Origin of the sequence: Mesorhizobium sp. M1088, from assembly GCF_040318575.1 — a bacterium.
Taxonomy (GTDB): domain Bacteria; phylum Pseudomonadota; class Alphaproteobacteria; order Rhizobiales; family Rhizobiaceae; genus Mesorhizobium.
In genome coordinates this window covers 25646-40288 of record NZ_JAMYMO010000047.1, presented here as the reverse complement: position 1 = coordinate 40288, position 14643 = coordinate 25646, and the positions used below count along the sequence as shown (strand labels likewise).

9 protein-coding genes and 1 pseudogene are annotated in these 14643 nt (G+C 60.8%); 6 read left to right on the top strand and 4 right to left on the bottom strand.

Features of this window, described 5'->3' with window-relative positions; translation table 11 throughout:
- The coding region (locus tag NKH49_RS30575; protein ID WP_352929223.1) for a tetratricopeptide repeat protein at positions 1-466 on the top strand (466 nt) is incomplete at its 5' end.
- A gap of 742 nt (positions 467-1208) precedes the next feature.
- A pseudogene (locus tag NKH49_RS30570) lies at positions 1209-1788 on the top strand (dienelactone hydrolase family protein).
- A gap of 360 nt (positions 1789-2148) precedes the next feature.
- Here the strand turns inward: NKH49_RS30570 and NKH49_RS30565 are convergent.
- Entirely contained in the window at positions 2149-2529 is a 381-nt protein-coding gene (locus tag NKH49_RS30565; RefSeq protein WP_352929220.1) for a hypothetical protein, read from the bottom strand.
- 184 nt (positions 2530-2713) lie between these two features.
- On the opposite strand from NKH49_RS30565, the gene NKH49_RS30560 reads away from it, so the two are divergent.
- Positions 2714-4156 (top strand): LuxR C-terminal-related transcriptional regulator, encoded by a 1443-nt coding sequence (locus NKH49_RS30560; RefSeq protein ID WP_352618722.1) that lies wholly within the window; start codon positions 2714-2716, stop codon positions 4154-4156.
- Between the two features lie 57 nt (positions 4157-4213).
- Positions 4214-4570 (top strand): hypothetical protein, encoded by a 357-nt coding sequence (locus tag NKH49_RS30555; RefSeq protein ID WP_352819589.1) that lies wholly within the window; start codon positions 4214-4216, stop codon positions 4568-4570.
- A gap of 466 nt (positions 4571-5036) precedes the next feature.
- On the opposite strand, the gene NKH49_RS30550 is transcribed toward NKH49_RS30555, so the two are convergent.
- Positions 5037-5189, bottom strand: coding sequence for a DUF1330 domain-containing protein (locus tag NKH49_RS30550; RefSeq protein WP_352929216.1), 153 nt, complete (start codon positions 5187-5189; stop codon positions 5037-5039).
- A 213-nt stretch (positions 5190-5402) separates the two neighbouring features.
- Between NKH49_RS30550 and NKH49_RS30545 the strand changes: the two genes are divergently transcribed.
- A complete protein-coding gene (locus NKH49_RS30545) occupies positions 5403-6071 on the top strand; it encodes an ankyrin repeat domain-containing protein (protein WP_352929213.1) in 669 nt (222 codons plus the stop codon).
- Positions 6072-6098: 27 nt separating this feature from the next.
- A complete protein-coding gene (locus NKH49_RS30540) occupies positions 6099-6611 on the top strand; it encodes a YHS domain-containing (seleno)protein (protein ID WP_352540684.1) in 513 nt (170 codons plus the stop codon).
- Positions 6612-6653: 42 nt separating this feature from the next.
- On the opposite strand, the gene NKH49_RS30535 is transcribed toward NKH49_RS30540, so the two are convergent.
- Both NKH49_RS30535 and NKH49_RS30530 read right to left on the bottom strand, forming a co-directional pair.
- Positions 6654-8873 (bottom strand): adenylate/guanylate cyclase domain-containing protein, encoded by a 2220-nt coding sequence (locus tag NKH49_RS30535; RefSeq protein ID WP_352929211.1) that lies wholly within the window; start codon positions 8871-8873, stop codon positions 6654-6656.
- A 755-nt stretch (positions 8874-9628) separates the two neighbouring features.
- The gene (locus NKH49_RS30530) at positions 9629-14146 is read right to left on the bottom strand and encodes an nSTAND1 domain-containing NTPase (RefSeq protein WP_352929209.1); all 4518 of its coding nucleotides are present in this window, start codon (positions 14144-14146) and stop codon (positions 9629-9631) included.
- Between the last annotated feature and the right edge of the window lie 497 nt (positions 14147-14643).

Here is a 14643-nt window from a genome sequence, read left to right as displayed (position 1 = left end):
TTACGAGACGGCGCTGGACACGATCGAACGGTCCCTGCTCCTCAACCCCAATTCGGCGCAGGGCCATACGGGCAGCGGCTGGGTGAACGCCCATTCCGGCCACCCCCTCGTCGCGATCGAGCACTTCCACAGGGCGATGCGGCTGAGTCCGGTCGACCCCGAGAAGGGCATCGCGCTCTCCGGCATCGGGATGAGCTACCTGATGCTCGAACGCTACGAGGAAGCGCTGGCTTGGGGAGAACGAGCGCTGCGCGAGATGCCGAATTACGGCTCCTCGCACCGGGTGGTGATCATGGCGCTGGTCAAACTCAACCGGCCGGACGAAGCGCAGGCGGCGGCGCGGCGGCTGATGGAGGCGTTCCCGACCTACACGCTCGGCCTGCAGAGGCAGATCAACCCGTGGCGGGACAAGGTGTTCGCCGAGCACTACGTCGAAGCGTTGGGTATTGCCGGCGTGCCGGAGTGATCGTCGCGGCTGCAAAGGTGCCCTCCCCTGCGCGTCACGTCCGGCAAGGCGACGCGCCCCTTGATCCCGCGTCGCTTCTGGAAGGATAGTTCTCTGGCCGGCTTGTCCGAGGACCGAGCCCGTAGAGCAGCTGTGAACAGCCGGCGAGCTCTCTGTTGGGTTCGCGTCGAACTTCCGGTCTCCACCGATACCGATATTGTTCAAAAAAGTCCGCGTCGCGGTCGCCCGTGGCACTTTCGTAGGATGGCGTTTCGTAGAGACCCCAAAATTGAATCCTGATTCCATGCAATGCGCCAGGGTGGAACTGGATTCTAAGATCGGTGCCGATTTGCGGTGCGCCGGACTTTTTCAACAGTATCCACCCCAGCCAGTCCTTCGCCGTCGATTTCGGTCGTTCGGCAGCTTAAGGTTCTTGAACGAATGGACGCGCTCAAAGCGACTTTCATGGCGCTCATTCAAGCTGCCTTTCGCGCATCGGCCGGGGTCAACCTTGGCGGAAATTCGAACCAAGACACTACCGCCGCGGTGCGTCCGTCTGGCGGACGCGGGTAACGCCGAAGCATTTTCGTCGCCGCCTATCTGTTGGTGTAGATCGGTTTCCCCGCGTCGTCACGCCGGGAAAAGACGATACGCCGAGGCTTATCATCATTTGGAAGTTCTTCGATGCACAGCGAAATCGCTTGCAGTTCTGCGAAGCGATTCGCAATTATCGCCGCAATCCACGTCCCATCTGGAGGCTCCCATGGCCGAGGTCCTGCTGTTCCACCACGCACAAGGTTGACTCCCGGCGTGCGCGCGTTCGTTGACGACCTGCGGGCAGCCGGGCACACCGTGCATACGCCGGGCCTGTTCGACGGACGCACATTCCGGAGTATTGACGAGGGTCTCGCCTACATCGGTGAGATCAGGTTCGACGACATGCGGGAGCGCGGCGTCCGCGTCGCCGGCGAACTGACCCCGAGCTCGTTTACGCCGCATTCTCGTTCGGCGTACTGCCGGCGCAGAAGCTCACACAGACACGACCCGGTGCCTGCGGAGCCCTGCTCGTCCACTCCTGTCTGCCGATTAGCGGCGAGTGGGCCTTCGGATCCTGGCCGGACGACGTCCCGGTCCAGATCCACGGTATGGATAACGACCCGATCTTCATCGGCGAGGGCGACATCGACGCCGCTCGCGAGATCGTGGAGAAGGTCGAGGACGCGGAGCTGTTCCTCTATCCCGGCGACCAGCACCACTTCGCCGACAGCTCGCTCCCGTCGTACGACGCGGCTGCCAGCGCACTGCTCACGCGGCGGGTGCTCGAGTTCCTGGACCGTGTCTAACCATGTCGGCGAGGGCCTTATTGAGTGCGGTCGTCCTGTCCATCGGGAGGAGCAAGGAGCGCCACAAGCAGTCATCAAAGGGCTGTATTTCAAAATGACCGAATCGGAGCCGCAAGCAGATCGGCAGCTTTCGAGCATCCCGTTGGCAAAAGCAGTCATTCAGCTCACGACCCCAGGCGGATGCTCGTTCGCCCTTGGCCGAATCGCGCCCCTGACCCATTCCAGACATCCGTCGGATCCTAGACCGAACATGTAGCTTGGAACTCAAAGGGAGCCACCGAGCCGATACGACCGGACTAGGAAGCCAATTGACCACAATACTTGCCTGATATGCTGCCCCGGTTGCGCGCTCCAGAACGATCACTCGTCGAGCCGGTATTGGCGGGAACAGCCGAACTGGCGCGACGCGACAGATTGGCGCTTGGCGACAAATGCCGTTGCGGAGAGACTCCGGGGCGAGTTGTTCGCTTTCGCACCAGGCACGATCGTGTAACCCTGATCGACCAGTTGCAATTTCAGCTCCCAGAGATGCCGTTTGAAGCCGTTCTCGATTTGGCTCCGAGGATAGCGCCATCCATTCCTGCACGCTCGGATGAGAATATCGGAATACAATTCGGCACTAACCGCTCTCGTGGCATCTTCGGAAATCAGCTTGCCACCAGATTGCATGCCTTCGGACAAGCATGGTCCAGCCGACAAAGGCAGCACCAGCATTGCGGCAAAGATTGAGGACTTTGTCATGGATACCTCCTGTTACAGAATGGATTGGGGGCTCTGCGACCCTACGAAACCGTATCGACAGGAAAGGCTAGAATTGCTGGCGGTCGGATGGCATCGTGCAAATGCTGTGTTTTCGGGATCGCATCTGTAGTATTTTGCCGTGCCGGGTCGGCCACAACTCGTAGCGGATCGGAGACTTGAAGCGATGCTTCGCGCCGTAAGCAATCCTCTGACCAGTCTGTCGGACCGGGAGCGGGTGGTCGCTGCAAAATTCGCCGAGGGGATGACCTATCGTGAAATCGGCGAGACGCTCTTCATAGCGCCGACTACCGTTCGGACCCATCTGTCGGCCATCTATCGGAAACTCGATATTCGCAACAAAGTGGCGCTTGCAACCTTGCTTGCCAACCAACACGAGCAAGACACGGGCCAGGCACCATCCGGTGGCCTTTCGGTAGAGGGCTCAGGGCCAACAGTCGTTGCGGTTCTCCCTTTCGACAATCTGAGCGCGGACGAAGCATGGAACCGCTTGGCCGATGGCTTGTCGGCGGACATCATGGTCGACCTCGCTCGCTACCCCGACCTTGCGGTCATCGCCCGCCAGACCATGCTCTCGTACAAGGGACGGCGCGATGACGTGCGATCCATCGGGCGGGAACTGAATGCGGATTATCTACTTGAGGGGACCTTGCAGGCGGCAGCGCAGCAGCTGCGGATCTGCGTCCAACTCGTCGACGCGCGCACTGGAGTCGATTTGTGGACGGCCCGCTATGATCGATCTGCGGAAGACCTGTTTGCGATGCAGGACATAGTCACCGAAAACGTCGTCAATGTCCTTGCTAGCTGTTGCGGCAAGCTCGCAAAACTTCGACGTGATGTTGTCCGTCGAAAACACCCCGCCAGCCTTCGTGCCTATGACTACTATCTGCTCGGCGTCGAGCAGCACAATTTGTACACGCACGCTTCGAATGCGGAAGCGGTGCGGCTTCTGACGCGTGCCATCGAGCTGGACCCGGATCTTGCCAGAGCCTGGACAGTCTTGGGGCTGGCGCATGCCGTCGCCGCCATCAATGCGTTTACCAATGACCCTTCCGCCGCAAAGGAGCGCTGGAAACTGTGCCTCGAACGAGCTTTGGCGCTCGACGCGGGTGATACCCATGCGCGTATATGTCTAGCCGAGCTTCGAGCCTTGCAGGGCGATCTCGTTGCCACAGCAAGAGAACATGATCTTGCCTTGGCGGCCGCCCCGCACGATGCCGATACCCTTGCCTTGCTTGCCGGAGGAAAGGCATTCGTGACAGGCGACCCGCAGGAAGGATATGAACTGGCGAAGCGCGCGATCCGTCTCAATCCACATGTTTCCTGGTACTATAGCATGCTGGGCCGGTCGAGCTTCGTTGTAGGTCTCCACAGGGAGTGCCTGACCGCGTTCAGCCAAGCTCCGCCGGACTCGCCTGCAACGCTGCTGTTCCAAGCCATGGCGCACGCCATGCTCGGCGAAACACCTCAGGCAATAAAGATTGCCAACCGGTTGGCGAGAGAATTTCCAGACATTTCGGCCGAAGGATTTATCGGCTCCTATCCAGTCACCAGTCCTCCTGCAATTGCCGCGATCCGGGAGGGCGCCCGCCGCGCGGGGCTGGCCTAGCTTCAATTGAGATACCATTGCGGAGCCCTCGGCGCGACCAAGCGAATCTTAGCGACAATGTTGATTGCCTATGGCGTCGTAGACGCTGTCGGCTACGCGCAGGCGCAGAATCCGCTCACCATCATTGCACCAGTCTCTGGTCAAACTGTTGATGGGACGCTCTCCTTTTCCGGGACGGCTTCCGTCAACAGCATTACACGGCTCGGAACCATTAGCGGACAGACCAATGCCGGGGTCGAATGCCGAGGGACGGCTACCGTCAATATTGCGTTCTCGCATGGAGAAGGAACGATCGTTTGCGGGCAACTCTCGTCCCGGTTCGTGTTCTCGCTGACCAGCAGACAACCCCCGGCTGGCACAGGAACGGGAACCCTTTCCGACGGGCGCAAGGTCATGTTGAGAATAGGACAATGACCACAATCGACAGCCCTTCTGTCGAGAAGTGGCGAGCTGAAAACATTGATGTACGTGGGCTCGACTATTAGTCTTGCCAAAGCCGATGGAAGCCGAGTCGGTCGATGACTTCGGACGCGGAAAACGGGAGCCTGCGAGGGCCCCGTCGTAGCGGATTAATGGGTGGGCAACGCCTTCTCACGGCGCACGTTGCTTTCGCCCGTTCGGCCCAGTGGCCGAGCAGCGTTGACTGCGGATCATCGCACGGATGGATTGGAATGACTAGAACGAGGCCGACAGCGGAATGGCGGCTTCTGGCGTCCGAAGAATGATAGCGGACGTTCAGCCGGGTGGGACCAAGATCTGAAGCCGCTCCGCCTCAATCATAAAGCGGCCGAATTCAGCCTGTAAAAGCTGCTTGGAAAGTTTGGTTCTGACCATTTGGCGATCTCCGTTGAAGGGGTTAGCCGCAACAAAGGATTAAGCGCTAATCTGCCCCATCAACAATGATGGCATTGCAAGTCATGCTCTGCAGGCGAAGCGGTAGGATTGCCTGATAGCCCGGCGACCCATACCAGGCTTCGGCAGCCGACCGAGAAGGAATATGGCTGTGTCCGCGATCTGGCGCTTCCAGCAGCACGATATGATCGGCATGGCCGCCTACCTGCTGATGGCCATTCTAGCGGTCGTGGTGCTGGTGCCCGGATAGCCCGCTGCCGGGGGTGACACAGGGCGCCTCGCGCGACTTCGACTCGCGCATAAGCCGGACACCCTATGGCTCCGCTGCGCCAAATGTATTAGACTGATCTCATATACGTCCATCCGCGGGCGAGCGCGCCCGGAGGGTTAGACGATGACGGTCTACAGGCGATTGTTGCTGGCGAGGGCCTTCCCGATCCGGGTCAGGCTTTTCGAAACCGGTTGGCTTCGGCTTGTCAGTCGGGCTCTGGTCGTTGCTTTCATTTCTTGGTTTGCCGTCGGTGCGGTGACGGCCGGGCCGCTCAACGACGCTGCTCGGGAGGGCGACGCCGGAAAGGTTGCCGAACTCCTGGCACAAGGCGCCAATGTGAACGATCGCGACGAGAGCCGTCAGACCCCGCTGATCGATGCGGCGCTTGCCGGCAAGACCGAGGTCGCCATTGCGTTGATCGGGGCCAAGGCGGACATCGAAGCCCGCAACGATCGCGGCTTCACCGCCCTACATGCGGCAGCCTACTCAGGAAGCCTGGACATCGCAAAATTGCTGCTCGACCACGGGGCCGAGGTCGACGCGTTGAGCACTCACAAGATCACGCCGCTGCATGTGGCAGCAGAAGAGAACCAGACGGCCATCGCGGAGCTGTTGATCTCGCACGGCGCACAGGTCGAGGCAATCCAGGAATACGGGTACACGCCTCTCAGCCGCGCGACATTCTATCAGAGCACCGACGTGATGGTTTTGCTCAAGAAGCACGGCGCAAAATGCCAACCCAAGGAAACGATGGGGTCGTCGTACAAGGTGTGCATCGCCCTCGGCAACTGACATCGAGAAAGGCTACTGGAGGAGAACATGACAGAGAACCGTTCCAGAACGTTTGACAGTTTGCTATGCGCGGGAGTAGCCGCCGCCTCCCTCCTCCTCTTCGGCACCGGTGGATCCCACGCCGGCGACGGAGTGAACACCGGATACTTCGGCAATGTCGCCATCCTGGGTTATGATCCGGTAGCATATTTCACCGACGGTCGCGCGACGATGGGTTCGCCCAAGATCTCGAGGAAGTGGCTCGGAGCAACGTGGTACTTCGCCAGCGTCCAACACCGGGATGCCTTTGTTTCCGAGCCGGTGCGCTATGCCCCTCAGTTCGGCGGCTTCTGCACCGGGGGAATGTCAGTTAAGGAGGCATCCGCGAACCTTGACCCGGAAGCCTTCCGCATCGTCAATGGCAAGCTCTTCCTGTTCTCCGGAAAGGAGGGCCTGGAGGAAGACTTCGATGCCAACCCGGCGCCTGTCATTGCGAAAGGGGAAGCCGAATGGCCCGCAGTGGAGGCGAAGGAATTCGAGGCTAGAGCGGCCGCCAACTAGCTCCGGCGCGATGTCGTGAGCCCGCAAGTTGAATGGCGCCCGTCACGGAGACACCGAGAAATACCAGACTGTGACGGAGTCCGGCCAAGCGTACTCGTCCTGCGTATCGCTGCTCCCTTGGGGATTGCGATAGACCGGGGCGCAGAACTTGCGGCCGAGCAGGGTCGCGGTGGATTGCGTGCAGAAGAGGTCGCCATCCACGCTGGACGTGCCGGTGATGATGCTGCTTTGCGAGCTCAGTGCGACATCTCCATTTGCACTCAGCTCCATGACGAACGCTGCGCCATTGTGTTGATGTCCTACCCATGTCCGATCGCCCGTTAGGGCTCGGATCGCGGCGCCGCCCAGGCGGTCCTCCTCCCGCCCGCGAAAATCGAAGCTCCGCTCGGGAATCCCCGCGGCGCGAAGGGCGCCCAGCCGGTGATCGAGGTCCTCTTGCCGCCGATGGTGGGCGTAAACGACACGATAACCAGCGAGGTTCTGTTCGGGTATCTCTTTCAGGATTGCTGCAGCCGCATCGTGCGCCTCGGCCATGCGGCCAAGCCGCGCATTTGCCATGGCCAGCGTTTCGAGACCAAGGTCGCTGCGCTCTCCCGGCTGGACCTTGCTCAGCGCCTGCAAAGCCTTCTCGTACTGATGGTTCATGTAGAGCACGAAGCCGTAATAGTCGAAGACCTGAGCGCGCGGCTTGGGATCGAGCCGCAACACGCGTTCCATCGCTGCCAGCGCCTCCAGGTTCTGTCCTGCGTAGGTCAGCACGATCGCCCGATTGAGCTCCGCCTCCGCGCCGTTCGGGTCCAGCGCGACGGCTTTCTGGACCGACGCGATCGCCTGGTCCCATTCGCCGTCCAGCATCTGCAGGATGCCGAGCACGGCATAGGCGCGCGCAGATTGCGGATTGAGCTCCAGCGCCCGCCCTGCCGCTTCGTAGGAGCGCTGGCGAGCGACGGCGCTGAGCATGAGCACCTGGTAGTCGAAGCCGAGCACGTCCACCGTGGCGCGGGCATAGCCCGAGTAAGCATCTGCAAACGTAGGATCGAGCTTGATCGCCTTTTGATACAGGGACAGGGTCTCTCCGAGAGACCTGTTGTCGACCACATAAACCTTCTGCTCGGCTCGGGTGTAGAAATCGTATGCCTCCAGGCTTCGCGTGGGGAGGCGAGCAATCTGCGCTCGTTCGCCTTCCGTCAGACGCACCGAAAGTGCCTCAACGATACGCCCGATCACTTCGTCTTGAAGTGCAAATATCCTGGAGTAGTCGCGGTCGTATCGCTCGGCCCAGATGTTGCTCCCCGTTTGGGCATCGATGAGCTGGACATTGATGCGGACTAGATCTTCCTCCCGCCGGACGCTGCCCTGGACCACGTAACGGACGTTCAACTGCGCCGCGATCTCGTCGACGTCGAGGGATCGATCCTTGAAGGAGAACGCGGAGTTGCGTGCGATGACGAGGAGCCCCGAGATCTTCGAGAGATCGGTGATGAGATCGTCTGCGAGCCCTTCCGCAAAATAATCCTGGCCTGCCTTCTCGCTAAGATCGGTAAACGGTAGCACGGCGATGGAGGGCTTGCCGACCGACGAACCGACCGGGGTGGAACCATGACCGGGCAGCAGGGCAATCGCTTGCGGCCAGAGAATCACCGCAATCCCCGCTATCAGAGCCAGAACGAGCACCGTGGCGCCGATCACAGGCCATCGCCGAGAGCGCGACTTATTGGCTCCTGCGGTCGGTTCCAGCAGAACCCGATAGGCGCGGACCCGCTCTGGAATGTTCTTGAGACGCTGTTCGCCGAGTGACTTGAAGGTCAGGCCGAGCTTGTTGTGAGCCTGATCGTAGGCCGTTCCCGAGATGACGATGCCGCCAGGATCGCTCAGTCCTTCCAGCCGGGCCGCGATGTTGACGCCGTCGCCGTAGAAGTCGTCCTTGTCGGGGATCACGTCACCAAGGTTGATCCCGATGCGGAACACGATCCGGGTATCTTCGGGAAGACCGAGGTTCTGCTGCGCGGTGACCCGTTGGATTTCGACGGCGCAGGCTACCGCATCGACGACGCTCTCGAACGCGACCAGAGCACCGTCGCCCATGAGCTTTACGATGCGGCCATGGTACCCTTCGATCGACGGTTCGATGAGTTCGCGCCGGAGCGCCTTGAGCCGCGAGAGGGTGCCCGTCTCGTCCAGCGCCATCAGCCGGCTGTACCCCACCACGTCGGCGGCGAGGATAGCGACTAGCTTCCGTTCAAGATGTTGGGCCTGCTCCACAGCGCATGACTATAGGGAAAGCTCCATGGCAAGACCATATGCGCGGTCAAGGAGCCGGAACCTGGGATGCTGCATGTCGAGCACTGAAGTCTTTGAAACCGCCCAGTGCGGGAAACCTTTGCGCCAAATCGTATACCAAACAGGTTTTGTGCGGCATTGCAGGGATCGCGAACGCGGATCCGATATCGCCGATCTCAAGCAGGCCCGCGTCAGACCGCTGATCCTGCGGCGGATTGATCCGCTAGACGCCTGCCAGTATTGGGAAGACCCTCACCCTGGCATACAGCTCGTTGGTCAGGATGCCGTATCGCGCCGCAGTGGAGCCCGAGCTGTCTTGCCAGCGGCAAGGCCCGCAGCGGGTCCGAGAGCGAAATGGCGGCTTCGGTCTGCGAATCTTCAGGAGCGGACATTCAGGTTGGTGTAGGCACGTCCTGACGTGACCCAATTGGGACATCCTGCCCATTTTTGAGCAGCGCCTATCACCCTGCTTCCTTTGGCTGCCTATGCCTCTGCTAATGTGCAGACAGCGGTTAGCTAGAATGGGACGCCTGCGTTCCAAGTTCGATATGCCGTGTACCTTTCAGCGGGTTGCGCATCTTGGTAACTCTCTCTTGATGCGAACAAGTCTGAAGGAGATCCGATCAGATGGTTCTGGCCATGGCTGATGACCAGATCCGACACGGCCTGCGCTGGTCGTCTGGGAACACGCGCGCCGGCCTGAGCGTGGCCGTGTTCTCCTTTGCGAGTGTTTGTCGCTATCCTGGGCAGTCGGGAACGTCGCTCCCGACGGGCAAAAAGAAGCGCCGGCGCTCGCATGGTGTGAGCTGGCGGGGCACGACGGTTTTTGCATAGTCGATGAGATCGTTGGATGTCGGAAACGCTCGGATTATGCGCACCCGTTCATCGCCTGAAACGACGGCGATCGCCGTGCCCTTCGAATTCATCGCGGCGCGGGTCACCTTCGGTCGATTGAGCTTATCCTGACGCTCGGAAATCGTTGCTATCTCACGGCCAGACGCCGTAGCCCAAAGCCTGACTGTCCGATCCTGCGATGATGTCGTAACGATATAGATGCCGTTCGGACTGAATCGCGCGCTCTCTACGGCGCCTCGGTGGCCTTTGAGGACTGCCTTTCTGGTTCCATCAGCAACGTTCCAGATGCGGGCGGTGCTGTCACGCGAGGCAGTCAACAACGACTGACCGTCAGGGCTGAAAGCCACATCAGTCAGGGGTTCGTCATGCCCCTGTAGCACCTGGACAGTACTTCCATCCTTAAGCGACCAAATGCGCGCGGTCTGGTCCAGCGAACCGGTTGCGACGAGCAAACCATTCTTACTGAAGACGGCACTGGTAATGCCGTTCCGATGCCCCACGAAAGTGCGAACCTCGGTCCCATCGGTTCGCAACAGATGCACAATATTGTCGCTGGTCGCTGTGAGAACGAGCCGCCCATCAGGGCTAAAGACAGCATTCGGCAAAGTGGCACTCGTTTTGAGGGTGGCCGTCTCGCCATCGCTGCCCCACAGCTGTGCCACCCCTGCAAGCGATGCGCATTCAACGAGCTTTCCATCGGGGCTGAACTGAACACTCGCGACCGCAGCGCGTCCCATTTCGAGCCGCCTGAGTTGCCGCCCGCTTTCAACGTCCCAAATCAGAATCTCGCCGCTGAGGGTCGCAGTGGCGAGGCGATGGCCATCCGGACTGAACGCCGTCGCCTGAAGCGGCTCATGCGTTTCAAGCTCAGCCGTCTCATGGGCGCCGGCGACATCCCACAGATGCGCGAGGCTGTCTCCGCCTCCGGTAACAAGGTGTATGTTGTCGGGGCTGAAGACAGCAAAGTTGGGCGGATACTTGTGAAGCAGCTCATCTGTGAGAATCCCGTCGATGTCCCAGAGCCGAGCCGTACCATCGTGCGACGCCGTGAGTAAGGTGTTGTCGACGGGGCTAAACTCAACATGCTCTACCAAGGCATGGTGGCCGCTCAAAGAAGTACGAAGCGAAGCGTTCTCCACGTCCCAAACACGCACCCCACCGTCCATTGATGCGGTAGCCAGGAGCTTGTCGTCATGACTGAATGCGCTGTTCACTTCCTGATCATTCGTGTGCGGCGTAACATCCGTCAATCTTAGCCCAGGTGTCTCTTCTCCAAGCACATTGCGCAACTTCCCGGTTACGCCATCCCAGAGCCGTGCGGTGCCATCGATCGACACCGTCGTGGCGAGGCGGCCGTCGTGGCTGAAGGTCCCGCTGTGGGTGTCGCTCTTGTGACCGCCGAGAGCAGCAATCTCGGTGCCCTTCGTTACGTCCCAAAGGCCTGAAGTTTCAGCGTACGTATAAGGCGACCACGAAGTCACGAGGAGCCTGTTTCCGTTCGGACTAAAAACGACCTCATCTGGCCAGTTTGGAATTCGCCAGTTTTTGATCTGCTCTCCGGTCTCGGTAATCCAGATCCCAACAGTGCGACTATTACCTTGTCCGGCCGCGAAGCTGTACCCATCGGGACTGAAGTCCGCGAACGACGTTCCACCACCCTTCAAGGTCAGGATATTCGCACCGTTTCTAGCATCCCAGATCGACATGGCATGGTTGTTGTCGTCAGATGCAGTGAGCACTCGCGTGCCGTCTGGGCTGAACTTGGCAGTTGGAAAGCCACCGGGCTGCTGAACAACAAAAAGCTGCGCTCCCGACTTGGCATCCCATACGCGCACCGTGCTGTCACGAGCGGCAGTAACGACGCGGTTTCCGTCGGGGCTAAAAGAAGCTCTTTCGAGGGCCCCTTCGTGCCCCTTCAAAACGGCTATTGCCGACCCGTCCGACACGTTCCAGATGCGAGCGGTCTTATCGTAGGATGCCGTAACAATGCGATCGCCCTTTGGGCTGAAGGCAACCCAGGTTGCACCAGCATCATGGCGAAATATCCTGAGTTGACGGTGCGCCAGCAGAGCGTTGTAGAGAGCAGCCTCGGCTTCGACCAGGCGTTGTCCGGGTGGAGTGTCTTTCGGCCGCAACGCCTCCAGCGCAAGAAGGATGGCGGCCTCGATATCGCCGCTCGCCGCGGTCTGCTGCGAGAGAAATGCCAGGGCAAGGGACTGACTGCGGAGGGACTCGTCACGTGCCTCGATGGCCTTCTGCCGCGCCTCCAGCGCCTGCCCCTCTGCGGTTCTCGCCTGGTCCGCGCTGTTTTTTGCCTCGACGGCTTGCCGCTCCGCCTCGCGCTGTCCGAGGAACCCTGCGACAGCACCGACGCCTGCGATTGCCGCGAGTAGAATTGCAGCGACCGCCGCGTAGCGTGTTCGGCGGGCAAGCAGTGTCGCAGCAGCAGCTTCGGCCTCCATTCGCGCTCGTTCTGCGTTCTGCTCTCTTTCGACGTTCTCCCTAACCGCGAGCGAGGACGCCTGAATATAGTCCGCGGTAGGGCCGTCGATTTCATCTCGCCTCGACAAAAGCAGTTCCTCTGCCTCGACGAGTCGCTTGCCCGCAGGGAGCAAAAGATCCGGGTTCCTCTTGTCGGAATGCCATCGCCGGCCATCCGTCTGGACGCGGGCGCGGGTTTCAAGGAACTCCCTATTGGCATTGACGAGGTTCAGTGCCCTCGGCCAGCGGGTCAATAGGGACTCGTGTGCGACGCGAACGACAGCACGTCCCTCCGCATCCTCGTCGCTGACCAGCAGCCGGGCGGCGATCAATGCGTCGACCAGCTCCGCTTGGGCGGGCGTGCCCGCGACGTCGGTTGCCAGAGCCGGGACCGCAGCTATTGACTCGTCGCCGAGGCGCACTGTGGTCAGAGATCTGAGAACCGCCGGCAGCGTGTCCTGCACATGTGCCGGAAGCGCATCGGCCACTTCGTCGGCGCGCCGAGCGATCGCACCTTCGAGGCCACCCAGCGCACGATAGGCGGCAAAAGTGAGGATCCGCCGATCCCGACAAGCATCGTGCAGCGCATCGAGCACGAACTCGAGAAGCGGCAGCGATTCCGGATCGGCCCCCGCAGCTGCCTGGAGCACATCATCGAGACGGCCTTGGTCGGCTGTCTCCTCGAAGCGAAGACCCGCAGCTCGCGCTGGCTCGCGGATGATCTGCGCAATCTCCGCACCGGTCGGCGGCAGTAGCTCGTAACTGCCCAAGCCGTCCTTGAGGGCCGAAAAGCCCGCAACTTCGCCGCAGCGGTGAAAGAAGTCAGCCCGAATTGTCGCGATCACCCATACAAGGCCACTAGTGGCGAGCGAAGCGAGCAGCCGAATGAATGCCTCGCGCGCCGGCCCCGTTTGTGTAGTGAACAACTCCTCCATCTGGTCTACAGCGAGGACCAAGCGTGCTTGCGCGGCGGAGACGTTCGCAGCAGTGGCGGCTTTGGCAAGCGCGGCGCGGATCAGCGCCGGAACTCGGTCGGGCGCGCCGCGAATGAGCTCCGCCAGCTCGGCGGCTGTTCTCTCGTTCGCGAGCTCTGGCAGGGCACTTTCTTGAAGGAGTCCAGCGGCGAAAGATGCGATCGTGTCAGATCCCTCCGACGGCCGAATGAGGCAGCGGCGCCAAAGCACGATCCCGGCAGTCGCGCCGGGCCGCAAGATGGCGGGAAGCAGTCCAGCGCGAAGCAGGGAGGATTTGCCCGAGCCGCTCATGCCATAGATTAGAAGGAACGCTCTGCCACTCGCGACTAGCTGTTCCACCCTCTCGACACAGGTGGCAATCGGACGCGCACGACCGAAGAAAATATCCGCATGGTCGAAATCAAAGACGTCCAGTCCGCGGAATGGCGACCTGGCCTGATCCTCCGAGGCGAGCGGAACGCGATAGGCTCGTACCGGGCGGGCTATGTTCTTTACCCTGTGCTCGCCCATGTCGAGAAAATCGAGCGAGAGCCGGTCGCGGACATGCGTATGAATTGGCTCGGAGACATAGATACCCCCTGGCGGCGCGAGCGCCTCCAGGCGTGCGGCGACGTTCACGCCGTCGCCCATAAGATTGTCGCCGTCGGCAAGGACGTCCCCGAGATTGATACCTATGCGAAACAGCATGCGTTCCCGCTCGGGCAAGCCCGAGTTTCGGTGGTGGATTGCCAACTGGATCTCGGTGGCGCTCCGCACCGCTTCCACTGGGCTCGCGAACTCGGCGATGACGCTGTCGCCGGCGCTCCCGAAAATTCGGCCACCGTGCTCAGCAATCAGCCCGTCGATGATCTCACGGTGGGCCTTCAGCGCCGCAAGCGTAGCCTCCTCATCCTTGCCCATAAGCCGGCTATAGCCGACCACGTCGGCTGCAAGGATGGCAGCCATTCTTCTCTGAATGCGGTCCACAACCACTGCCGCTCTCCGTCGGACATCTTGGGCCTACTCTAGGCTACAAAACAGCAAATAGGGAGTGCTAGGAAGTTTGAGGCTGAGTGCCCAGTCCTGCCCAGAATCTAGGTATCGGTGTCGCTTCCGGCCGAATGCGGTCATTCGCTCTGCTGCAGCCGAACTGCTGCTTCCCGTTCGACCGCGACCGCCAGCGTGGTCGCCGGCGAAGTCGCCGGCCATATGACCGAATGGCGGCTTTTAGCAGCAAAGAATTTCGCACGAATGACGGAATGGGCGCGCGATCCGGCCTGTTGCGAACGCGAACTTTTGATCCCAAAGCCGCCATTTGGAAGCGAACCCATAGACGGCCACTTCTGGCGCGAACATGACCTCCAGCATTGTCACCCGCGATGTCCACTTCCGGGCGGAGGCACCGAAGGCGAAGCGTTGAGGCGGTCATTTAGTGCATCATCACCTTGCGTCGGTCGAGACCG